The 25,189-nt window shown below is 46.5% G+C and carries 15 protein-coding genes; 3 read left to right on the top strand and 12 right to left on the bottom strand.

Translation table 11 applies throughout. The features are described 5' to 3' along the window. Genes RA156_RS01820 through RA156_RS01830 form a run of 3 tightly spaced genes read right to left on the bottom strand, consistent with a single transcriptional unit; the run spans position 1 to position 7,401 of the window. Positions 1-927, bottom strand: coding sequence for a PorP/SprF family type IX secretion system membrane protein (locus RA156_RS01820; protein ID WP_306642313.1), 927 nt, complete (start codon positions 925-927; stop codon positions 1-3). Positions 928-966: 39 nt separating this feature from the next. Continuing rightward, positions 967-6,984, bottom strand: coding sequence for an Ig-like domain-containing protein (locus RA156_RS01825; protein ID WP_306642315.1), 6,018 nt, complete (start codon positions 6,982-6,984; stop codon positions 967-969). 9 nt (positions 6,985-6,993) lie between these two features. Continuing rightward, positions 6,994-7,401: a hypothetical protein gene (locus RA156_RS01830; RefSeq protein WP_306642317.1), complete on the bottom strand. Its 408-nt coding sequence runs from the start codon at positions 7,399-7,401 to the stop codon at positions 6,994-6,996. 302 nt (positions 7,402-7,703) lie between these two features. Between RA156_RS01830 and RA156_RS01835 the strand changes: the two genes are divergently transcribed. Continuing rightward, entirely contained in the window at positions 7,704-9,149 is a 1,446-nt protein-coding gene (locus RA156_RS01835; protein WP_306642319.1) for an NADP-dependent isocitrate dehydrogenase, read from the top strand. A gap of 13 nt (positions 9,150-9,162) precedes the next feature. On the opposite strand, the gene arsB is transcribed toward RA156_RS01835, so the two are convergent. From arsB to RA156_RS01865, 6 genes are all read right to left on the bottom strand, one after another. Further along, entirely contained in the window at positions 9,163-10,191 is a 1,029-nt protein-coding gene (gene arsB, locus RA156_RS01840; RefSeq protein WP_306642321.1) for an ACR3 family arsenite efflux transporter, read from the bottom strand. 1 nt (position 10,192) lies between these two features. Then, positions 10,193-10,906 carry an arsenate-mycothiol transferase ArsC gene (locus RA156_RS01845; protein WP_306642322.1) on the bottom strand — a complete coding sequence of 238 codons (714 nt, stop codon included), beginning with the start codon at positions 10,904-10,906 and terminating at the stop codon, positions 10,193-10,195. Further along, entirely contained in the window at positions 10,906-11,235 is a 330-nt protein-coding gene (locus RA156_RS01850; RefSeq protein WP_306642324.1) for an ArsR/SmtB family transcription factor, read from the bottom strand. Before RA156_RS01850 ends, RA156_RS01845 begins: the two co-directional genes overlap by 1 nt. Before the next feature lie 197 nt (positions 11,236-11,432). Continuing rightward, the gene (locus tag RA156_RS01855) at positions 11,433-11,852 is read right to left on the bottom strand and encodes a DUF4890 domain-containing protein (RefSeq protein ID WP_306642326.1); all 420 of its coding nucleotides are present in this window, start codon (positions 11,850-11,852) and stop codon (positions 11,433-11,435) included. A gap of 49 nt (positions 11,853-11,901) precedes the next feature. Continuing rightward, a complete protein-coding gene (locus RA156_RS01860; protein ID WP_306642328.1) occupies positions 11,902-13,122 on the bottom strand; it encodes an aminoacetone oxidase family FAD-binding enzyme in 1,221 nt (406 codons plus the stop codon). Beyond that, positions 13,115-14,011, bottom strand: coding sequence for an RNA-binding domain-containing protein (locus RA156_RS01865; RefSeq protein ID WP_306642330.1), 897 nt, complete (start codon positions 14,009-14,011; stop codon positions 13,115-13,117). Before RA156_RS01865 ends, RA156_RS01860 begins: the two co-directional genes overlap by 8 nt. A gap of 110 nt (positions 14,012-14,121) precedes the next feature. On the opposite strand from RA156_RS01865, the gene RA156_RS01870 reads away from it, so the two are divergent. Together RA156_RS01870 and RA156_RS01875 are read left to right on the top strand one after the other, a co-directional pair. Then, a complete protein-coding gene (locus RA156_RS01870; RefSeq protein WP_306642332.1) occupies positions 14,122-15,096 on the top strand; it encodes a hypothetical protein in 975 nt (324 codons plus the stop codon). A 6-nt stretch (positions 15,097-15,102) separates the two neighbouring features. After that, positions 15,103-15,894, top strand: coding sequence for a hypothetical protein (locus tag RA156_RS01875; protein ID WP_306642334.1), 792 nt, complete (start codon positions 15,103-15,105; stop codon positions 15,892-15,894). 3 nt (positions 15,895-15,897) lie between these two features. Here RA156_RS01875 and RA156_RS01880 read toward each other — a convergent pair whose 3' ends face one another. The 3 genes from RA156_RS01880 to RA156_RS01890 all read right to left on the bottom strand — a co-directional run bounded on the left by RA156_RS01880 (position 15,898) and on the right by RA156_RS01890 (position 25,014). Then, complete coding sequence (locus RA156_RS01880) at positions 15,898-19,077, bottom strand: DUF6851 domain-containing protein (RefSeq protein ID WP_306642335.1); 3,180 nt, start codon at positions 19,075-19,077, stop codon at positions 15,898-15,900. A 96-nt stretch (positions 19,078-19,173) separates the two neighbouring features. Then, positions 19,174-23,088, bottom strand: a complete 3,915-nt coding sequence (locus RA156_RS01885; RefSeq protein WP_306642336.1) for a DUF6851 domain-containing protein — start codon at positions 23,086-23,088, stop codon at positions 19,174-19,176. 177 nt (positions 23,089-23,265) lie between these two features. After that, positions 23,266-25,014, bottom strand: a complete 1,749-nt coding sequence (locus RA156_RS01890; RefSeq protein WP_306642337.1) for an OmpA family protein — start codon at positions 25,012-25,014, stop codon at positions 23,266-23,268. Positions 25,015-25,189: the final 175 nt, after the last annotated feature.

Here is a 25,189-nt window from a genome sequence, read left to right on the forward strand (position 1 = left end):
TTAGAAGTAACGTGGTGAAAGCGTTTTGTCTTTCTTGAATGTGAAGTCGTAGCTCAACATCAACTCATGAGATCCGGTGCTGTATGAAGCGAGATCAGTGAGCGGAAAGTCATAAGAGTATCCAGCACGGAGTTGATCAGTCAAACTGAAGCTACACAAGACAGCTGCTGACTCTTGATAACGGTACATACCACCGATCCATAGACGTTCATCAATCAAAAGATTGGCAGTGACGTCGAATGAAATCGGAGCTCCATTGACATAGCGGATGAGTGTTGTAGGCTTCAATTTCAATGTGCTGTTCAGGTCAATGACCGTTCCAGCCATCAAGAAATAGTGACGTACTTCTCGTCCTTGCATCAAATCATCTGCACCATCTACTTCGTTCTCAATCAGCTTAGGAGTTGAAATACCCAAGAAGCTGCGATCAGACCACCAGTAGGCACTGAACCCGAAGTTCGGTAGGGGCTTGTTGCGTAGGTTTTGTGAGAAGCTAATGTCTTCACCATCGGTGCCTGTTAGAGAGGTGAGGTCAGCTGTAAACAGACTCACTCCAGCCTTGAGTCCAAGGGCAAGACGAGATTTCTCAGTCACGCGCATTCGGTAAGCGAAGTCTCCAAAGATTGAAGTGTTCTTTGTTGGACCTGCTTCGTCTCGTCGGAAGGAGAGACCTACCGCCAAACTCTCATTTGGAAGCGGGGTGTGCATCACCAAAGATTGGGTGCGTGGTCGTCCTTCGATACCTACCCACTGCTCTCGGGCAAGTAGGGTCACGTTCATGGCTTCACGCGTTCCTGCATACCCTGAGTTAATACTCAATGGGTTGAAGAAGTACTGCGTGAACATTGGGTCTTGCTGTGCATCAGCGTTTGCTGAAAAAGTCAGCATCGCGATTACCGCCAGTGTGGTCTTCAGCAAGTTTTTCATATGTGAAATATTGAATTTCATGATTTCTGCATTTGATGATTACTGACGATTGATGTAGACATAACCCTGCATTGGGGCTGTGACACCGTCATTTGGTTCGAGGATATAGTAGTACGTTCCTGTTGGGAGTGTTCCGGCACCAGAGGTGTTTCCGTTACCATCCCAATCATTAGCGTAAGGGAGTGCCTTGTACACTTCGTTACCCCAGCGATTGATAATCGTTACCGATGCTCTAGGGTACAACTGTTCAAGTCCTTCGATAACCCATGTGTCACCTACACCGTCTCCGTTTGGAGAGAATCCTTGAGGGATAACTAGGTCAGTGAAACAATCATCTGGGTCAAGCGAGTCAACGATTCCGTCACCATCACAGTCGTTCTGATCAGATTCGTCTTCGTCAAGTACTCCATCGTTGTCAGCATCTTCGTCAACGTAGTCTGGGTTCCCGTCGCCATCAGTATCGATTGGGTCTTCAGGGTTACCTACTTCTTCTTCGTCGAGAACACCGTCATTATCTGAATCATCATCAGTGTAATCAGGCATGCCGTCATCGTCAGTGTCTACATCACCTTCGATTTCATCATCAATTCCGTCGTTATCTGAATCTTCGTCTTGATAATCTGGAACCCCGTCACCGTCAGTGTCTACGTCACCTTCAGTGTCGTCATTAATTCCATCGTTGTCAGAGTCTTCATCTTGGTAATCAGGAACTCCATCGCCGTCGGTATCAACAGGGTCGTTGCCGTCACCGGCTTCTTCCTCATCATCGATTCCGTCTCCGTCTGAGTCGGTGTCTTGGAAGTCGGGTTCACCGTCACCATCGGTATCGATTGGATCTGTTGCGTCTTCACCAGCTTCATCTTCATCACTGATACCGTCGTTGTCTGAATCTTCGTCTAGGTAGTCAGGAATGTCATCACCATCTGTATCGGTGATGTCTCCGTCGTCTCCGTTTTCGACGTAATCAGGGATTTCGTCGTTGTCAGAATCGCTATCCTGGTAGTCTGGCGTTCCGTCGCCATCAGTATCTACCGGATTGTTTCCGTTTCCAGCTTCTGTTTCATCATTGATGCCGTCATTATCTGAATCGGCATCAAGAATGTCAGGAATGCCGTCGTTATCAGTATCGACAACAACTACGGTACAAAGGTCTAGAGTTGTAGGGTTAGCCTCAATTTCATCCGGAATTCCATCTCCATCTGAATCTGTGTCGAGGTAGTTCATTACTCCGTCACCATCGGTATCTTCAGTAACTCCTTCGAGGTAATCAGGAACAGAGTCACCATCTGAGTCTGCTGGCGTCACCGTGATGGTCACCGTTACGTTTTCGCAGAGTTCAGGAGATCCATCGTCACAAACCACGTAAGTGATTTCATCCTCACCACAGAATCCTAGTTCAGGGATGTAAGTGATGGTTCCATCAGGGTTCATGACTACTTCTCCATTTCCTTCATCGAGAATGGCTGTCACCGTGAGGTTGTCGCCATCAATATCGTAGTCGTTGTTCAAGACATCAATATCCAGTGGGATTTGATCTGTCGTTGATCCGCCATCAACCACACCAACAGGGGCGTCGTTAACTGGGAGTACATCGATTTGAACCAAGGCTGAAGCACATGCTCCGTAGTCATCACACCAAGTGATTTCAAGAAGGTCTTCACCGTGGTAATTGAGTTCTGGTTCATAACGGAAACAAGCGTCTGTTGTTGAAACACCATCAGATATCACACCATGTGTTGCTGATGAGTTTTCCACTTGGAATACGTTTCCGTCTCCATCAATATCTTCAAGAGTGATACAAATGTCGATCGTACCGTCTTCATTCATCACAAGAGACTGTCCGTCAAATACCCCGTCAACTGGAGTATATCCGTTCACTGTAGCGATGACAGGTGCGTCATTCACCGGTAAGACGTTGAGCATTACCGATGCTTGAGAACACAAGCCTTCGTTGTCACAGATCTCATAAGTGAAGGTGTCATTACCGAACCAGTTTTCATCGTTTGGTGTGTATGTGAATTCCCCAAGGATGCTGATGGAAATGGTACCATGTGCTGTTTCCGTAGAATAGTCGTCACTTACTAGCAGCAGGATTCCTTCAGGGTCGAAGTCATTCTCTGTCAACTGCGCTGTGATCGATTCACCTTCATATAGCGTGAAGATGTCGTCGATGGCTACCGGAGCCTGGTTTTGTCCTAAGTCAGGGGCAACAACCTCGATCGATACGATACCGATACCACAGTTGTTTCCGTTCACTGTTTCACAGATCATGTATGTGAATTCATCCACTCCTTCGAAGCCAGCTTCTGGCTCGTAGATGAAATCTCCCGCTGCGTTTAGGGATACTTCACCGTGTTCTGGTGCTAGAATTGGCACTGCTGCTACGGTTAGCATATCGCCTTCAGGGTCGAAGTCGTTCAACGACACCGATCCTTGGAGTGTGCCATTGACAGACATGACAAAGATGTCGTTATTGGCAATTGGGTTCGAGTTTTCGTTTGGATTCGTGTTAATCACCTCGATCGTCACTGTTCCTTCGTCACATGCTTGTGGATCAAAGTCGTCACAGATCTTGTAGGTAAATGAATCTGAACCACTGTATCCTTCGAAAGGAGTGTAGACGTAGTTTCCGTCCTCATCCATTGTTACGGTTCCAAAGTTCGGTTCGTCTACCAATTCTGCTTCTATAGAGAAACTGTGGCCATCAGGGTCAGTATCGTTAAAGAGTACATTCCCTTCCGCGCTAGCGTTATTGAGAACGTTATTAACGTCGTTAATCGCTTGAATACCGTCGTTCACCTCTGTCACTTCAATAACTAGGCCAGCCGATTCGCAAAGTCCTTGTGCGTCACAGATCTGGTAAGAGATGAGCGCGAACCCATACCAATTCGAAGCTGGTTGGAAAGTGATCGAGCCATCATTGTTGACGTTCGCAACACCCTCGCCTTGTACTGCGAGAATAGATACAGAACTAAGGTCTAGGTCTCCATTCGGGTCAGTATCGTTGTCAGCGACAGCTACTTGAACTGGGACATCTTCAGGAGTGATGGCATAATCACCTTCTGGATTTGGTCGGTCATCACCGATCAAGATCACGAGGGTTCCTTCTGAACACAAGATTGGCTCAGGAGAACCTAGGTCACAGATCTGATAAACAACCGCATCTGAACCGATGGCATCTGCATTCGCCGTGTAGGTAATCGTTCCGTCGGCATTGACTTCAACGGTACCTTGAGCAGGTTCTGTTAACAGTGTCACAGAAGTGGCATCCAGTAATTGCTCAATGTCAGAATCATTCGCTGCAACGTCTACCGTTACTGATTCTTCGATTAAACACGTCACCAAATCGTCTTCTACAATTGGAGCATCGTTCACTGGTACGATGGTTACGGCCACATCACCCAAATCACAAATTGCTGGGGTAGGGAAGCCGTCATCACATGCCTGGTAACGGAAGAAATCAACACCTTCATAGTTGTCTTCAGGAATGTAGGTGATGGTGCCGTCGTCTTCGATGACTACTTCACCATGTTCTGGTGCTTCAACGATAATCAATGAGCTCGGGTCAGCAGAACCGTCAATATCAGTGTCGTTTGCCAAGACGTCGATATTGATTGCTTCATCTTCATAAGTTGAAGTGGCATCATTTTCGGCCATGAGACCGTCGTTTACGCCTGTGACTTCAATGGTTAACACTCCTTCAGAACATGCTGAAGGGGTTGGTGAACCGTCATCACAGATTTCATAGGTAATCTGATCTGTTCCATAGAAATCAGGATCAGGGATATATCGGATAGCTCCATTGTCTAAGACAACGGCATTCCCATTGTCAGCTTGAACTGAAATGGAAAGTGTATTTACATCAAGAGAGCCATCTACGTCGGAGTCATTATTCAGAACTTGAACAACAACACCTAGATCGTCATCTTCTTCTGTGATTCCGCTATCGTCGATCACTTTAGGGGCGTCGTTGATTGGATTTACCGTAATCGTGACCGTTCCAGTACCACATAATTCTGGAGAAGGGCTGGCGTCGTCACAAATGGCATAGAAGAACTCATCTTCGCCGTTGAAATCAGCGTTCGGAGTATATAGGATGGTATTATCAGCTGTTACTTCAGCGGTACCGAAACTAGGTTCTAGACTGATCGTGAGGGATGAGGTGTTAAGCAATCCATCGGGGTCACTATCATTATCTAAAATGGCGATTTCAATCGAACCGTCTTCATCAACATCTGTGGCATCGTTGTTCACGATAGGTGCATCATTCACCGCGTTCACTGTTACTGTGACTGTTGCAGTGACGCATTGATCTAGATCATCACAAACTTCATAGGTGAATGAGTCAGATCCATAAAAATCATCATTGGGGGTGTAGGTAAACAGTCCGTCATCACTCATGTTAACCGCACCATTTGTGGGGTCCGTTGATATAGAATAGGTTAAATCATCTCCATCTGGATCACTGTCATTACCACTTACATCTCCACTTCCTGAGAGATCTTCGTCGGTTTCAAAGGTGTCGTCAACTGCTGAAGGGGCAGCATTACAGCCACCACCCGTGATGTAGTTCACTGAAATTGACTCTTCGTAAGAACAGCCAAAGTTATCGGTCACTTCAATAGTGTATTCGTTGGCACCAGCTGCAGCACCACTAACTGTAGCACTGTAACAATCTGCGCCCTCGTCGTCGACGTCAGTCCATGAAGCGTTATCACAATCTTCGGTGTATTCAGGGGTATAGGTAATGATTGTGGCATGAAGACCTTCGTCAACATTGATTGCCCAATCAAAAAGGTAACCGTCATCAGCACCCCAGAGGTCGCAGATTTCGATTTCCCAAGTACCGTTCAACGGACAACCAACAAGGTTCGAGAATGGTTGAACAGATTCGTATTCACCAGAGGCTAGGGTACCACCTGAGTTTTCTGCCCAAGTTCCGTTGGTCGCATCTGGAGTCCAGTAATAGTCATATCCTTCACCAGGTGTCCCGTCGGTTCCACCAACAGGAATACCAAGGTTAGTTCCACCACCGCTTTGTTGGTGAGTTACGAGTGTTTGTCCATTAGGGCAAATGAAAGTAATCACCAAGTCACCCATGAATGAGTGCTCAAAGTTGACAAAGAGGTTTTCGATTTGACTAGCGTCGGAAATCGTAGCACCAGGAATGAAGTGTTCAAATGTCAATTCATGTTCGAAACAAGCAGCCTGACTGTCCGGAACCCACTGAGGTTCGCCGAAGTTGGCTTCTGGAACATTTGACCAAGTTGTTGGAGTTACTTCCGCGGTTAGTTCGACTTCTGTACCCAGGCATTCTCCGTCAGAAGATGCGCTGAGTTCAATTTCAGGAGTTGTACTTACATAGACCACGTAATCAGGAGCATTCACACTCGAACAGTCGCTGTCATCGGTCAACGCCAGTTGCACAATGTAGGCTCCGGGTTCGTCGTAAGAATATGTTACAGATGGCCAATCGTTCGATGAGGTTCCATCGCCGAGGTCCCAAGTGGCACTCTGAAGAACGGCATCACCAACGAAGGTCGAAGTAGACCCATCAAAAGTGATCTCTTCACCAACACATACTTGTACTGGTACTGATTGGTCTGAAGTAACATTGGCCCATGGTTTACTACATGGGATCCCACAACTAATCGCTGCACCGAAGTTTCCTACGTCTCCATCACCATTGGAAGTGAATTCAACCGTAAGACAACCGGCAACATTGGTTGCGGTAATGTCGGCACCTTGAAGTTCGGTTCCTGTGTAGGTTCCGATCAAAGGAGCTGTATTATCAGAACCATCATAAATAGATAGTTCATCACCTGTTCCCAAGTTGAAAACAGTGAAATACAAATTGATAAGATCAGAGGCTTCCGTACCATCTGAACAAATGGTAGTGGTCAAATCCTCGTTGTCGCCGTAGTCAGCAGCACTGTATCCGCTATCAACGATAAAAGCACCACAGTCTGTGATGTTCGCCGTTCCGATAGGAATCTGCTGCCCGTAAGAGGCCATGACAATTACTGCCATGACCAGAGTGGTCAGAATTGATTTCATGTCTTGAGCTTAGTGAGGTTGTTGGTTGATGTTCTTTCTGTCCAGCAGCGTTTGACAACGGCTTTCTGAATAGAAAATCACGACGTATCCGGTATCCCCGATACGGAAATACTGGTGTTCAGAACCTGGGAGGATCTGCGCCTTAAAAGGGTTGATATTCGTTTGCGTAGCTTCCGGGTCCCTTGCAAGAAGGTCTTCCAAGTCGCGTTCTTTACCAGGCATATAGCTTACCTGGTAGCTATCTTCAGCAACAAAGTTCAACCATGAGATCTCTTCAGCGTTGAAGCTTTCGAGCTCTGCATTGGTGAATGCGTTTGCTACTTTTTCTACGGGCGCAACATCTTGCGCTTGAGTTGCCAAACAAGAAATAATGAGGGCAACGACCAAACCGATCCGGTTCTTGAATCTCGTGATCATAGGGTGACTTAATTGATTTCTAGGCGAATCTACTTGCGTGATGTCCAGAGGTTTGTCGGTGGGTCACCTAGGGAACTGTCGACCATGACTGAAGCAGGTATTCCAAAAAAGCCAACCACCATGTAGGACTCTTTTAGGGGGCTGTAGGTGAGAAACTGAAGACGGTTGAAGTCGATCTAAGCCAGAAGCCACGTGTAGTCTAGGATTTAGATGTAGGACGAGCTTATGGATTTCATAACAAGAATTGATTGAACTATTGAGGCATTTTTGCGTTTACTTTGTCGATCATAAATGAGATGAGCATGGAAAAACAACGCGTTACGGTCGCTTATGGCGATGGAATTGGGCCTGAAATCATGAAGGCAACACTATCAATTTTGGAGGCAGCTGAAGTGCCTTTGGAATATGATGTTATTGAGATCGGAGAGAAGATTTATTTAAGCGGTGTGAAGAGCGGAATTAGCACGGAAGCTTGGGATACTCTTCGTAACAATGCTGCTTTCCTGAAAGCGCCAATTACCACACCACAAGGAGGTGGGTACAAGAGTTTGAATGTGACGATTCGTAAGTCACTCGGACTTTTCGCTAACGTTCGTCCTGTTGTTGCACTTACCCCTTATGTAAAATCGAATCACCCGAAGATGGACCTCGTGATCGTTCGTGAGAATGAGGAAGATCTATACGCTGGTATCGAACACCAACAAACTCCAGAGGTGGTTCAGACCCTGAAGCTAGTAAGCCGCCCTGGATGTGAGAAGATTGTACGCTACGCCTTTGAATACGCTCGTGTGAACGGACGTAAAAAGGTGACTTGTATGACGAAAGATAACATCATGAAGCACAGTGATGGTTTGTTCCGTCAAGTGTTTAATGAAGTCAAAGAAGAATACCCAGATATCGAATCAGATCACTGGATCATTGATATCGGCTCTGCAGTAGTAGCTAATCGTCCAGAAACCCTGGATGTAGTCGTTACGCTTAACCTATATGGAGATATTATTTCAGATATCGCTGCTGAAGTAGGTGGTTCTGTTGGACTTGGAGGTTCAGCGAATGTAGGAGCTACCGTAAGTATGTTCGAAGCCATCCACGGTTCGGCACCAGACATCGCTGGAAAAGGAATTGCAAATCCATCAGGACTCCTGAATGGAGCGATTATGATGCTAGATCACCTCGGTCTTCAAGACAAGGCGCGCATGATTAAGAATGCATTCCTTAAGACATTGGAAGATGGATACCATACAGGTGATATCTACCGCGAAGAGATCAGTAAAGAGCGAGTGAATACACAAGGATTCGCCGCAAAAGTGATCGAGAATCTCGGACAAGAGCCATCTCAGTTGCCTGCAGCGCGCGCCGCGAAAGGTGGGAAGATCACTATCAAAACAACGGAAATCAATCGCGCAAGCAAAAAGCTTGTAGGGGTTGACGTATTCATTGATTGGGATAAAGCTAACCGCGATCCAGACGTCATTGGAGATGGCCTACGTGCGATTCAAGGGGACAAAATGTACCTCAAAATGATCACCAATCGTGGGGTGAAGGTTTACCCTGACGGATTACCTGAGACTTTCAAGACTGATCACTGGAGATGTCGTTTCACAGCGCAAAACGGAAACGATTTGGGTAATGCGGACGTAATCGAGCTTCTCTCAAATATCGAAGGTGCTGACTTCGATTTCATCAAAACAGAGCAACTCTACGAATTTGATGGGAAGAGAGGATACTCTCTAGCCCAAGGAGAATAAGAATAAAGGACACCTAGTACCGGCGGTTCATGGAAATGCGGACGAGCGAAAGCATAATCGGCACTTCTATGAGCACGCCGACTACGGTGACCAACGCAGCTCCGGATTCCAATCCGAACAACGCAATGGCAACCGCAACTGCCAATTCAAAGAAGTTGCTCGCACCAATCATGGCCGCAGGTGCACAGGTTTGATAAGGCAGTTTCAAGAACTTCCCTCCGAACCATCCCGCGAAAAAGATCAAGTAGGTTTGAATAGCCAGTGGAATGGCAATCAATAGAATGGCCAATGGATCATTCAGGATTTTCTCGCCTTGAAATGCAAAGAGTAGAATTAAGGTGCTCAGTAAGGCTATGATCGAAACCGGCTTAAGCTTGGGAATAAACCGCTCTTTCAACCATTGCGCCCCTTTCGTTTTCAGGATGTATTTATTGGCTAAATATCCCGCTGTTAACGGAATCACCACAAAAGCAATGGTGCTCGTGATCAACACGTTCCAAGGTGTTTCGATGGAAGTGATCCCTAACAAGAATCGAACAATTGGTACAAAAGCGAAGACCATGATCAGGTCATTGACAGACACTTGTATCAAGGTGTAATTCGGATTTCCCTCTGCTAAGTAAGACCAAACAAAAACCATGGCAGTGCATGGTGCCGCACCTAAAAGGATGGCACCAGCCATGTATTCATTCGCGGTGGCATCATCGATCAGCCCTTCATAGATGAAGTCAAAGAACAGCCAAGCGATCAACGCCATCGAAAATGGTTTGATCAACCAGTTGATGAAAACGGTCAAACCAATGCCCTTCGAATTTGACTTCAGATTTTTGATGGAAGAGAAATCAATCTGCACCATCATCGGAAAGATCATTGCCCAAATCAATACCGCTATTGGGATGTTCACATGGTATACTTCAAGTTCGGCAATGCCTTGGATCTGATCCCCTGCGAGTTTACCGATACCAATACCAAGGGCGATACACAGCAGTACCCACCAAGTCAGGTGTTTCTCAAACCCTTGAATCGCTCTACGTTCTGCCATTTTACTTCACGCGAGACATCAACCACAGCATTTCACGGCCAATTTGGTGACTCCGAGCATAGTAAGTAGAGTCTTCCAAGTCTGTGTCGTCAGATACTTTAGGGTCAATGTATCTGATGGGGAAGCGTGCTTCGGCACCGTATACGATTGGACAACTCTCATCTGCGTGAGAGCAAGTCATGATTGCAATGAATCCGCTTTGAGGATTTGATTCATGCGTGTATTTCTTTGAGAAACATACCATGTGAGATCCCGGGGCCATTTGTAGCTCGTAGTTAGGATTGTCTCCCTGTGCGTCTGAGATCTTGAAGCCGTCTTTACGCAGCGCATTCACTGCGCGAATATTGAAAGCGGTTGCCTCAGTTCCTCCTGAGAATGTTGAGATACCGTCAAGTTCATAATAGGCAGCGGCAGTTGCCGCCCAGATTTGACTGAGATGACTACGACGACTATTGTGTGTGCAAATAAAGGTCAAATCAACAGGCTCGTTCTTCTGTCGTTTTTCAGAAATGAAGTCTGCTAGCTCTTGCAGTTCGTCTTTGCGTGTCTCTTCAATCTGATCTTGTTCGGCGATCAAGGAAGAGATTCTTTCTTCAATCTGTGGGAAGAGCTTCATCTTTTTGTCTTCGTTGGTTGTAGTGGGAGATTCGTCGCAATATTCTGAAATCCCGAAAAGCGACGAGATAAAAATGATGGAGAGCGTTAACGTTTTCATCAGCAACACTTGTTGCGCTCAGCGAAATGCTCAGAGCGCTCGTTAAAGAAGTCAGCGAGTTCTTGAAAAGCGTGCTCGTTAATGCAATAACAAACACGACTTCCGGTCACAGTACCTTCAATCAGTCCCGCGTTTTTCATCTCTTTCAGGTGCTGCGAGATGGTAGGTTGTGCGAGTCCAACGACATCTTGTAGATCGCCACAAATACAGTTAGGCGTCGCTAGTAAATGCTCTACAATGGCCAGGCGTGCTGGATGAGCCAAACTCTTCATCAAAGTCACTTTACGGAGGATATCCGTACTGAATCCTTCAGTCTTTGTAATTCCCACATTGCAATATTACAATATGCCGATGGTAAGAATAGGGCATATGACGTATTGCAACGAAAACTTAACATTCGAATCTTTAACCTGAGCTAAGGTCTGAAGAATAGACTCGTGGCTAAACTGAAATAAAAAGGTCTCCTTGTGGAGACCTTTTCTTTTAACCTGTATATCATGATTCGGCAGCTTTCTGCCGTTGCTGATTATTGCCGTGGTACGGTTGGGCCAACATCTTGGCGGTGCTTGCGCTTCGCTTCCTTGTCTTTTTTCATCGCTGCCCACGTTTTACGTTGATCAGGAGTCAATATCTGATCAATCTCTGCGTCCATCTGTTCGCGAACAGCTTTCATCTCTTCACGACGGGCTTCACGATCATCTTTTGATTCCGATTTGATCTTCTTGCGCTCCGGACGGTACTTTTCGTGGATTTCATCCCACTGTGCAATTTGTGTTTCTGTGAGTTGAAGTGCTTCGATAGTTTCTGCGCGGCGTCTTTCATGACGCTCTTCTGCGTTTGCTCGTCGATCTTCTTTGCTGCACTTTTCAGAACAGTCTTTGGTTTCTTGTGCGCTTGCCCCGATTGCCATGAATCCGGCAAGTAGCATCATCATCATTTTCTTCATAGTGTCTTTCAGATTTATCGCTAATAGGACTGGCTGAAAGGAAGAAGGTTTAATCGAGTAGGGAATTGGCAATAGAAGTACCTGCAATCCAGGAACATGTCCAAGCAGCTTGAAAGTTGAATCCTCCGGTAACGGCGTCTATGTTGAGCACTTCGCCGGCCAAATACAATCCCGGGAAGTCTTTTGACTCCATAGATTTGAAATTCACCGCTTTCAACTCTACACCTCCGGCAGTGACGAATTCCTCCTTAAAGGTGCTCTTGCCATTGACTTCGAGCGTGCATGAGATAATATTCCGTTTGAGATGCTCGAGATTGCGCTTGTTTTGATCAGCCCAGTTCCCAACATGAACACCGGCATCATCTACCATTTGGTGCCATAGGCGTTTTGGGATCTCTGGATATACCGTAGAAGCCACACTGCGTGTTGCGAATCGGGTGCGTTGATCTGAGATCCAGTCATCGATGGTCGATTCTTGATCCATGGTCCAGTTCACAATTACGTCGAATCGATAATTCCGCTCATGCAAATCTCGTGCTCCCCAGGCACTAGTCTTCAGGATGGCAGGCCCACTCAATCCCCAATGGGTGATAAGTAGAGGACCATGATCATTCAACTTGGTTCCCGGGATCTTAATTTCTGCATTGGGAACGCTTAGCCCCATAAGACCATCAATGACCGCTGACTTAATATTGAATGTGAAAAGCGAAGGAACTTGATCAACCATCGGTAGACCTAGCCCCTGAAGCATCTTCCAGGCAGCAGGACTAGAACCGGCGGTAAAGAAGAGTTTCTGCGTGGTCAGGGTGGCATCAGAAGTTGTCACTTCCCAATGATCATCTTTCGGTAAAATGGTTGTCACTCCACTGCTAGTTCTGAGCTCAATCTTTCGATCTCTCAGCTCTTTCATGAAGCAGTCTATGATTGTTTGACTATCGTCGGAAATGGGAAATACTCTACCATCGTCTTCAATCTTTGTCTCCACGCCTCGTTCGCCGAGCCAACCCATCATGTCTCCTGTCATAAAGGTGTTGAATGGTCCTAAAAGCTCACGTTGACCTCGCGGATAGAATTTAGAAAGCTCTCTTGGGTCGAAGATACCGTGTGTCACATTGCAACGTCCACCGCCTGAGATCTTGACCTTCTCTAAGGGTCTTTTCGCCTTTTCAAGGATTAGAATTTTAGCAGAAGGATTTACCTCTGCACAACGAATGGCTCCGAAAACCCCTGCGGCTCCAGCACCAACTACGATCAAATCAAGATCAGCCATTTACACGAAGAAGTTCAGCAGGGAATCTGCGAGCGATGTAATGCAAGGCTGCACCAAAACCCAGCTGTTGGTTGGTTGAGCCCGATCGAATGAAGAAGCTTTCACCTGAAGTTCCTTTTCCGGTGAAGGCGTAGATCGGACGATCAGATGGAACCACATCAATACGGTAGACCCCCTTGCCTTCAAAACAGGAGTGACAGAAGTGTACGAATGGCATGGCGTCAGTACCCAGTTTCTCACGGATGAGGTTCTGGAAATCTTGGTCGTACTTATCGGCTGCTTGATTGGAATAGTCAGGAACGCCAATGACCTCTCCCGCATCATTCACTCCAATGAGCAATGTTCCTCCTTGGGTATTCAGGAAAGCTGCGATTGACTTGATGATGTTAGGATTGTGGCCTCCTTCTTTGAACTCGAGTTGTTCATCTTCTCCTCGTTGTATCAAGGTTTCAGTACTGTTGTCAAGCAACTCATGAAGATAGTTTACCGTGTTCTGGAATAAGAGGCGGAGCAATGAAGGATTGGAATCTGAAGGGATCAGCCCTTGACTTTCAAGCTTGCTCTTTTCAAAGGTGATCACTTGGGAAATGTCATCTCCTCCCGTAGCCGAACCAAGACGTTCATTCTCAGTGAGTGCGGCCACCTCACCGAAAAGCTGACCTGTTTTGAGCGTTTTCACTTTTCCGTTTTTCAAGAATAGCTTGAAGCAGCCTTTCGAAACAACGAATAGTCGCTTCCCTTCTTGATGTGATTTGAACACCTCTTCGTTTCGGCTCAAGGTCCACACTTCGTGAATCTCGTAAAGGTCAGATCGCTTCTCTTCAGATAATACGTTGAGTACGGAAGCCTCAATCGCTTGGTCAAATGCTGAACGCTCTAGTTTTTGCATACGCAAATGTAGGACTTAGATGGATGGCGCAGTCAAAATACGACAAGTGCCTTATTTACTTCAGCGGTCTTCTGGCGGAATTTTGTGAAGACTAATCAATGAATGTCATTATGAACGCTAGACGAATCCTTTTCACCGCCCTCATTCTTTGCGCTTCCCTTGTGGGAAAGGCGCAACAAGTCAACTACACAGTTGAAGCAGACGACCCTGCGAAAGACCCCGTGGTCATTTTGAATCTGGAGTTGATGTCAGTTGACATTAATTCTAGAAGTATCGATGCCATGGCACTTACTTGGGGAGCTTGGGGAATTGTTGAACCCATTCCAAGGATCGGAGTCAACTTCAAGTACAACCGTAGCTTGCTGTCATTCGGAAGACTTGGCTTTAGAGATTACCGTCCAGGTCAAGAATTGAATTTAGGAGGGTACTTCGTCTTCGGTAAGAGCCTCAAGACGAAACCAACCAAGGTAACGTTGGATGTTCAACAAGGAGAAACTACTTACTCTACGAACGTTTCAGGTGATCGCGTGGCGACACGAGAAGAAATTGAAACTTACATTATGGTTCCAGCACAACGCTACCGGCAGTATGGTGTGCGTGGCGGTTTGTTCCGTAAGTCGAATGCTTATAACGTGCGCGAAGCGTTCGATATCGAAGACATTGAATTCCCTTACGAATACACCGAGCTCACATCAACAGGAGTTTATGCAGGGCTGTTTATTCGTCGCGGTTCAAATGTCTTCATCAATACGAATACTCACGGACGTCAGTTCAATTCAGCAATGTCTGATATCTATCTCGACGTACTGTTGGTACCCGGGAATAAGATCACTCACCTAGAAGTAGAAGAAGGAGAGGACACGGTAGACATTACTGATGATTTGAAAGAGGTGCAAAGCTTCGCACCGCTTGGTTTCCGTCTGGGGTACAACCTCTACCAATTTGAAAAGCGTGCATTGACCGGTAAGAAATTCGGTCTGGCAACGTCCATGGAAGTTGGGTACAACCCATACATGGGATGGTTCATGAATGGAGGACTTAGCATGACTCTGGTTAAGGCAACACGTCCGGCGACGCTTAACTAATTCATCATGCGTTTGCTTTTGATGGCTGTTGGTTTGCTTTTGGCGAACACGCTTTACAGCCAGACTTTACAGGACTTCGGCTACATCGGAGACTCCTATGACGGATATCTTTACTTAGGGGCCATGGTAAAGTCTTCATCAGTGAAGAACCCAGGCGCTCCTCGTGAAGAAGTGCATGATCAACAGGTGTATAACGTCGATGTCAATATCCGTACGGCCCATTTTGGATTAGGTGAAAGTCGTTATAGCCTCAATTATAAACTGCTAACCGATCTCCTCTATATCGTAGATGATATGGTCAATGACGACGGTGAGAGCTATTATCGCAGCGAGAGTTCCAGCCTTTCCAATGGCATCATTGGGTGGCATGGGTTTGGCTGGAACTTCATAGCTCGAGATCGATTGGTCGTTGCCGTGGGGTTCAATTTCAATGATTACTTCGCCGGCACGAGTTACTTATATGAAGATTCAGTTGAAACAGGTCTCATTTCCAATGAACCGCACGGCTGGTATATCGCTTCAGGCCCAACCATGTTCGCTGACGTATTACTCACGCGATTCTTGATCCTTCATGTACAATCTGATTTCTCCATGCCTTTTGCGAAGCCAGTGGCCTTGAGCTATGGCATCGACGATCCTGATTATCCGCACCCGCATTTCTTCCACTTTGCAGCAGAGGTGGTGACTCCGGTAGGAATCTTTGTTGGCGCTGATTACAGTAAACTGATTAACCGCGGAGATCTGCACAACAATACCAGTCGCCTTGACATCAATCTAGGCTTCAAGTTTGTGCTCTAGTATTTACTTCTCCTTAACGAAGACTACGGTTTTCGTCAATGCCTGAGTCCCATTCTTAAGATGAAGAATGTATTGACCCGCCGCATAGCCATCTGTTGGGATACGAAGCATCGTACCATTACTCTGACCACTTGTTAGTAGTTGACCTGTGGTGCTATAAAGCTCGTAGGTAATGTTTTCGCTAGCGCGGAATTGGACCTGGAGATCTTGACCGATCACAGTTGGAATTGGGAATACGCTGCTTTCAGCAAGCGAAGATTCGTCAATGCCAATCACCGTGAAGTCAACGTCAAACGCATCTTCTACAGTCAACAGTACAAGAGGGTTACCCACCAAGTCAGTTGGACCGAGCACATTGATGTCAACTGTGGTTGTCACAGGATCAAACAGTTCCACATCAAAGGTGGCTAGGAAGTTGAATGGATTCTGCCATGATTCGTCTACAGATGAAACTGTCTGGTTGATCTGACCACCTTCTAAGGTGTAGGTGAGGTCAGTTTCAGTGTCAATCGCTTCGTCAAACACGAAGAGAAGATCGAAGGTAGCTTCTCCCACAGCAGTTTCAGTCAACGGATTCAATGATGGCAAGATTAGACTCAATTCAGGAGCCTTGGTGTCAATCAAAATTTCAGTCTCATCGCTCGTGGCTTCAATGGGGTTTCCGGCAAGGTCTGTTGCCGTCTCAATTGACCAGGCAACACCATCTGCTTCTAGATCAGTATCCACTGTTTCAAAGCTAGCTCTCCAAACTGTAGGGGTGAGCCATTCTCCTTCCGCGTTAGCGAAAACAGCAGCGACTTGAGCATCATCAAAAGTCACGTTCAATAGTGACTCGGCATCCATCAATTCCGAAAACTCGAAATCGAATTCAATCTCGTTTCCTGCAAATTCCTCGTTGATTAAGGTTTGATCACTTGAGCTAGCCACGAGTGTTGGAACAATCATGTCGATGATCAACACGTCCTCTTCCGTGTGAGGAATTGATAATTCTCCCTCAGCATTAGGGGCTTCGGTGATGGTAATGTCGATGCTACCCAAGTCAACTGCTAGCACTGAAATATCATAGGTTCCACTGTAAGTCATGTTGTCAAGCCAGATGCCAGAAGATGGTGTCAGAACGGATGATACGTTCTCATCACTGAACTCAATGGAAGGCACACTCAGCTGATCCATTTCTTGATCGAACATGATATCAATCGTCATCTGCATCCCATCCATCAAGGTGTTCACCACGCTCGTTGAAGGCGTCACCGCCGCCACGCGTGGAAGTCCCGCCTCGATGTATTCATTCGCGTGAATGAAGCTGTGAAGTCCGATCTCAATACCCATCAAACGACCTGGTACGTCATCAGCAGGAGGGTGGATTCCACCCCAAATACGGCTCAAACTACACTGGTCAGAAGCATCGCGGTAAGTAGCCCATTGAAGCGTTACGTCTTCAGAAGGACCTTCTTCAAAAACCAAGAATTCGTTTTGCTCACAGTGGAACTCTCCCATTCCTCCTGGGAAGAAAGCATCACCCGTCATGAACGTCATGACTTCAGCGGCAGCTCGTGAGTAAGTAGAGTGTCCACTCACGTACCCAGCAAACGGTGGGGTTACGAAGGTTGGACGTTGATAAGGCCACCAGTTCTCAGCAAGGATCCATCCAACGCCTGCGTAATCTGTTTCTGGTTCAGGAATGAAATCTGGTCCTCGCCAAGTGTAGAATTTGATTTTGCCCACATTGATTCCGCCAAGTCCGGCTAGTGGATCATTTTCACCAACCAGCTCAATCAATCCATCAATCAAAGGTATCCCCGCTGGATCGAAAGAAGGAAGATCTGGATCGGTATTCTGTCCACGATCAGCCATGAAGCGGAGGGCTGCTACCGGACGAATGTAGTCGTACCAGCCTTTGATACTCCACGCAGTAACGGCAGCGTCATGCATGGCACCTCCTAGCGTGAAGTAGGTTTTGACATCCCACTCCAGGTCATCTAGTTCTGGTCCTTCACCGCGCCATCTTTTTTCGAGCATCGGGTGAGAATTCACATAGTTCAGAATAGTGAACCAGTGCCCTGGAGGTGTTTCTGAGTCAGGTCCATCAGCCCAGAACTCTGCAAGGATTCGTGAGTAGTCTGAGCGTTTTATAAACTGCGGAATGTATGGCTCACCTGTGGCAGGGTTAATGTCGTGTCCTTCTCCTGCGTCTCCGCCGTCGAAGAAGTCGTAGAAAGTATTGTATTGATCAAACGAAGTTGGTAGGCTCTCCACGTTTCCAATGCTTGCAGGTGAAATGTCCCAGAGTGTTTCGTCGTTTGGATCGTGGTGTGATTGCCATACGGTTACCATGCTGAAACCCCAGCGGTAGAACTCGTCTCCTTCACGTGTTCCGAGGGTGTCAATGAATGGTGGTGGGCCTGGATCATGATATACGTTGTAGTTGAATCCATCTCTTTCGTACTGCGTCATTACAGAATCGTCAAGAGCGAAGGGTACAACATTCCCCCATTCAGGACTCAAGAAAGGAGGGGTATCTGTGAATGGGTTTCCTCCTTGGTCGATAAACTCTGGTACTTCCAACGGCTGCCAACGATTCGGGTCGTCAATGTTGGGGTTTCCAGGACCTGTCATGTCTAGTGGTTCATTGACAGGGAGGTAGTATGAATTGGCGTAATCTGATCCTTCGTTTGATCCGTCTTGTAGACCAAAAGCGATCATCATTTCGGCTAGGTAATTCCCCAGCGCAGCTGGTGGCCCCATTTCATAATCAGTATCAGTGAATTCAGTGTCGTAGCCGAGATCCATCATGGTTTCATCCAAGCTTTCAAGGATGTCGTCTGCTCCCGGAGAGAATTGGAAACGATGTGTCAGCAGGCGATAGGTGGCGTATGAAATCGCTTCTTCTCTCGCTGCGTAAAGATCTTCAGGCATTTCTACCCCTGCAAAGGGAACTTCAAATCCTCCCAATGTATTCCCTAGGAAGTAGGTTGATGCTTGATCATCATACACCGCCCAAGCGTCATACATCAATACAGATGAATGGAATAGGTTACGCGCATGAACCGTTGGACGAGCAAAGTCAGCTCGAATGGCACCGAGTAAAACTTCATTCCAAGTATGCGCAATGCTTTCTTGCGCCGAAGTGAACATCGGTTGTGCAAAGAGGAGCACAAAAAGGAGGAGTAAGGTTCTTTTCATGATTGCAGGGTTTGTCCAAAAATACAAAGGGTTTCTTCTGGTGTCAGTAAAACCGAACATTCAAAAGAAACCCTAAGTTCAACAAGTATGTAAATCCTAGCGTAGGATGTTAAATCTCAGTATGCTCACACCTTCCGCTGTTTGAATTGCGATGGTGTAATTACCAGCTGCCATCTCATTCGTCTGAACAGCAATCTGTTGTTGTACTGATCCAGCGAGCATTGGAATCTGGCGAACCAGCTCTCCATTCGCTCCGTGGATATCAAGTGACTCCACCACGTCTGGGTTATCCATACGGATTGTTAGCACATCTCCACTTGTTACTGGGTTCGGGTAAATCGATACACCGAAGTTTTCGTTTTCGTTCACCCCAACTGGGTTGATGTCGATGTCGAAGAAGTCATCGTAATCAGTTTGAACCAATAGATTGCCGGCAGCATCAATAGCTCCAGTGACAACGATGTCGATATCAAGAAGAAGTACTGTTTCGTTGCTCACGTTGTACACTTGCTGGTAGCTCGTGCTGTTCAACCATCCTGATGCATCGTCATTCGCCGTAAGCGTAGTTGACGGGTCTTCATCTGGGAACAAGATGAACGGATCAACATCTGTATCCATCGCTTCATCAAAGATGATCAAGAGTGAGAAGTTCTCATCACCAGCATCAGCGAAGATTAATTCGTAGTCGTTAGCGCTCAATACAATCGGCTCTGGGTTGCGTGTGTCAATAGCGAGAACATCGTCCATTGACATCATCATCTGCTCGTTTCCGTTTGCATCTAATGTTCCGCTTATAGTGATTCCGACGTTGTCGATTTCAACGCCTTCATCAGAAAGGTCATAAAGGGCTGTGTACGTCATGTCGTCAACCCAAGATCCACTAGCGAAGGTTACTGATGCGCTAATGTCTTCAGAGAATTCAATCATTGGCATTGACATCATATCCATCGCTTCGCTGAACTCCAATGTCAAATCAACGCTTTCAGCACCAACATTGATGTCTGCTAGCAGGTTGTCATTGATGTCAGCATTCTGAAGTGAAGGGTTCTCAGTATCAATGGCGAATGGTGTCATCACCATCTCCACCACGACTTCGTTTCCTGCCATATCAGTAGCAGTCGCCGCTTCGAGGTTGATCATTGATAAGTCTTCATTTGCATCGATTACAGTGAATTCAAAGTGGTAAGTCATGTCGTCCATCCACATTGAGTTCATTTCATCCAGTGTCAATGAGTTTGCCAATGGATCATCGTTAGGGAATACCAATTCGGCGTTAGCCATCATAGACATCACTTCGTCGAAAGCCACATCAATAGCGAATGTTCCTCCTGCAGCTACAGCATCGTTGATCACGGTAGCGTCAGGTGTCACCATCATCACAGATGGGTTGTGTGTATCAATGGAGAAGAGATCGACATCAAGGTAGATGTTCTGAATATTACCAGCGGCGTCAAACGCATCTAGCAATTCGATATCTACATCTGCTACTTCCTCGTTGTTATCTGTCAAGTCGAATACCACTTGGTAGCTCACATTGTCAAGCCAAGCGCTCGCATCAGCATTCACAGCCAATGTGTTGCTTGGATCTTCCATTGGGAAGTTCACAGTTGGCTCAACTGAAGTGTCCATTGACTCATCGTAGGTCACAGTGATCGCGATCGTAGACTCGGCTACTTCACTATCGCTGATCAATGAGAAGTCATCTGTAAAATCAACTGATGGGTTGCGTGTGTCAATTGCGAAAGCAAAGTCTTCAACGTGTGGAGCCTGAGAGAATCCATCAGTATCAACTGCACCAACTACCTGCATGAAGATTGAAAACAACTCAACATCTGCATCCGTAATTAAGTACTGCAAAGAGTAGGTAGTTGCATTGGCCCATTCCGCGCTAGCGAGAGAGAGCGAAGACATGGTAGGATCATCAAACGGCCAAGAGATCTCCGGCGTAGACATCATGTCCATGTTGGTGTCATAAGTGATATTGATCTGCAGGGTAGAACCAGCATCCCCCTCATTTACTACATCAATTGATGCTTGAACGTTCTCAACGCGTGGCGCGTTCGAAGTGAAGTAAGTTACCGCAAGGTCATACACTTCAGGTCCGAGTTCTAGACCGATCAAACGACCAGGAATATCATCAGCCGGTGGGTGAATACCTCCCCAAATCCTACTCAAAGAAGTTTGGTCACTTGCATCTTGATATGTTGCCCATTGAAGAATGATATCTGTACTTGGACCTTCTTCAAAAACAAGGAATTCATTCTGTTCTGCTACGAAGTCGCTCATACCTCCTGGAAAGTATGGAGACCCGGTTATAAGGGTTAGTACCTCCGCAGCTGCTCTGGAGAATACAGAGTGTCCACTGACATAACCTGCAAAAGGCGGGGATACAAATGTTGGTCGTTGATAAGGCCACCAGTCCTTCGCCAAAATCCACCCCACTCCTGCTTCGTCGAGTCCAACTCCATCATCATCAAACGTAATATAGTCTGGACCTCTCCAGGTATAGATTTTTATTTCATTGAGGTTTTCGTTGTTGTCACCTACGAGCGGGTCGTTCTCCTCCACGAGCTCCACATAGCCCTCAATTAGCGGCCATCCATCTGGGTGATAATTTGGTAAACCAACATCTGAGCATTGACCTTTTTCTGCCATATATCTTATCGCTGAGACAGGTCTCAAATAGTCATAATATCCCTTAATACTCCAAGCACAAATAGCCGCATCGTGCATTGTGGATCCTAAAGTGAAATATGATTTAACATCCCATTCGAGATCGTCAATAATTGGCCCTTGGCCGTTCCATCGCTTATCTAGAAGTGGATGAGCATTTACTTTGTTAAGAATAGTAAACCAGTGACCAGGCGGTGTTTCTGAGTCAGGGCCATCGGCCCAGAATTCAGCCAAAACACGCGCGTAATCCGCTCTTTTTACGAGCTGGGGAGTATATGGTTCATTCGTCGCAGGATTCACTGAGTAACCTTGACTCTGATCACCGCCTTCGAAGAAGTCATAAAAAAGGTTGTAATCATCAAAGTCATCAGGGATAGAAGGATTGTTTCCGAGGGATGCAGGGGAAATGTCAATTATCGTAGGATCGTTAATATCATGATGACTTTGCCATAAGGCCACCATTACATATCCCCATTTCCAATTAGACTCTAATCCTTCACCAAGCCCTTGTTCAAGAAAAGGTGGAGCACCTGGGTCTTTCCATACCTGATAAGTATCCCCATCGCGCACGTGAGTGGTAAGATCATCTTCGTTTAGCGAAAAAGGCACAACATCACCCCATTCAGGAGAAAGGAAATCTACAATAGCTTCGATTGGATTGCCAGCTTGATCAATGGCTCCTTCAACAACCAGAGGCTGCCATCTATTTGGGTCAATCATGTCTGGATTCCCAGAGGCACCCATATCTAATGGTTCATTTACAGGTGCGTAATACTGATTAGTGAATCCATTGATTTCGTTTGATCCGTCTGTCAAACCGAAGGCGATGATCTCTTGAGCGATGTAATTACCTAAATGAGCAGGTGTTCCGTCGATGTAGTCTACCGACGTAATGTCTGGGTCATACCCAAGTTCATTCATCTTCGCATTCACTTCCTGGAAGATTTCTGCCACCCCAGGAGCATTCTGGAATCGGTAAAGGATCAGATTGTACATCGCGTAGCTGATCGCTTCTTCTCGGGCTGCCTGAATGTCATCAGTTGCAGGTACACCATCGAATAAACATTCGTAGTCACCTACCGTTTTCCCAAGGAAGAAAGGCTGAGCTTCTTCGTCGTACACAGCCCAGACATCGTACATAGCCACCGAAGTGTGCCAGAGATTACGAGCGTGCACGGTCGGACGTGCAAAATCATTTCGAATCGCGTCGAGTAGGACCTCATTCCATTGATGAGCTACTGTGATTTCTTGTGCATTTGTTGTTTGAGGGACGAAAATCCCGAGGGTCAGAACAACAAAGAATACGCGAAACATTACGGTGCGTAAAGTTTTGTCCATAGATAGAGAGTATTTGCTAATTGCCGTTACACTTGTGCGAGTGCTTAGCGTCATTAAGGTTTTGGAAGAATAAATATAGCAAACGCTTCCCGTTTTTACCGTACAGAACTGTGCTAAAATGTCAATCCTGACAATTGTCAAAAAAGAAAGAGACCCCTGATGGGGCCTCTTATTCCGTTATAGTGATGCTTGATAGTCAGTCTGTCGCAACTCATTCAAGAACTCCCTCAATTCAGCGAGGTTGACTTCTTTGAATTTCACTTTTTGAGTGGCTTTTCCATTCAAGGGGGTATGCCCCAACATGATATCTCCTTCATCGTCGAGATAGTAAGAGAAAATAACCGCGTTGGCATCCTTTGGAATTCTTCGGGCAACGTAGCCTTTATCTGCTTGTGTCATATTCATCATACTCTGAATCTCCGTGAAGGCGAGTACAACACGTCCTTGTCCTTCTAAATCAACCTTGACGAGTACATCTTCCTTTTCTTCTTCAGGCGTACCTAGGAATCGATCACAATTAATCCATCCCATGTGACCTACGCTGTAGACGTATTGATTGAGCGGATTCATCCCTAATTGTCCTGCAGCTTCCAGTTCTAGCGCACGGTTCGTTCGAATTGAATCGCAGGTGGATCTCCACGCCTCCAATTCTTCTTCGTACTGTCCGTTGAATTGAGCCATGAGCTTCTTCCATCTGGCCTTTTCTTCTGGAATGATGACTTCTTGAAAGTGGCGTTCTGCCGAATCGAGCGCTGTAAAGTAAGCCACGCTGTCTTTGGCATATTGCGCAACTCTTGCTGGCAAAGTGCGCATGTCTTCTTGGTACCGAAGTTTGCGTTTTTCACAGCGTTCTACCGCTTTGTCGTACAGATCGATTTTGGCTTGTCGCGCCTCTTCCGCACGCATGATTTTCTTTCCTCGTCCGAAGACTTCGTACCACTTGAATTCGACATCATAGGCTTGAAGATTCGGATACTTAGGCTCTCGAGGGTAGATCGGACTTACCGGTTTCCTTGGTTGATCAGGCAAGTCGAAATTGCGTTTAGGCTCTTTGTACCCGTTAGTGTAAGGCTGGGGAAAAGGAGGGAAGACAAGTTCTTCCACCCCCAACGGTTGTTGACCAGTGGCCTGCCAATTTCCTCCGTCGTTCGAAACGAAAAGCTGCATGCCTGGTTGAAGTTGATCTGTAGGAAGAGCTACGGTGAGCGAAGCACCTTCCGTCAGCTCGAGTTCTTCTCCATTTAAACTTGCGCTTAGCTTCATCATACCTCCCGTTTCGATCAATTGATCATCGCTGACGGTAGATAGTTTCGAGGCCACAAAATCAAAGGGGTCCAAGGCTTCCACAATGGTGAATTCAATCTCTTGGTCGACTAAATCACCCGAAGCGTTCACAAAAGACATGGCTGGGATGGCGATAACCGAGCCCCGGTCGCTTTTGATCAGATGATCTTCCGTGGGGTCGATTTGAACTGTCACTTGATTTTGTTCCCGAAGTTGGTCGAGCAGTTCCGCTTCGGATTCAAAAAAATGACGTGTCAGCTGAAGATCAACCCTTCGGTTCGCGGCCATTCCATCTTCGGTAGTATTGCTGAACTGTGGTTCCGCTTCTCCGAAGGAATAACTCACGACACTTTTCGGGTGATACCCCAAAGACAGCAAATAGCTTTTTACGACTTGCGTCCTTCGCTCTGCCAAGGCTTCGTTATAATCAACGCTACCGCGGGAATCAGTATGCCCTGAAATCACAAGGCTGAGGTTTTCGCCGGGTGAAAAATCAGCTAAGAATTCGTTGAGAGCGCGATGAGCTTCTGGCGTGAGCTCATGACTGGCCGTCTCAAAAAGAACAGCCAGATGGTGTGTGGTGGATGATGCAAAAGTGCATACGGTGAGCAAACAGGCAACCAGTAATGTAATATGCTTCATGGCTTTAGGTATTGGTTGCAAACCAATAACTCTGGAAGCCTGGGATTATTGTTCGCCCAAGGCTTACAATTGTAGGCTGTAGGCTGTAAGCTGTATGCTGTTTTTTGGTGGACGGTGGACGGTGGACGGTTGACAGGGGGGAACAGGTTATGGTTATAGATTATAGATTATCGAT

Source organism: Sanyastnella coralliicola (genome assembly GCF_030845195.1).
Taxonomy (GTDB): Bacteria; Bacteroidota; Bacteroidia; order Flavobacteriales_D; family Sanyastnellaceae; genus Sanyastnella; species Sanyastnella coralliicola.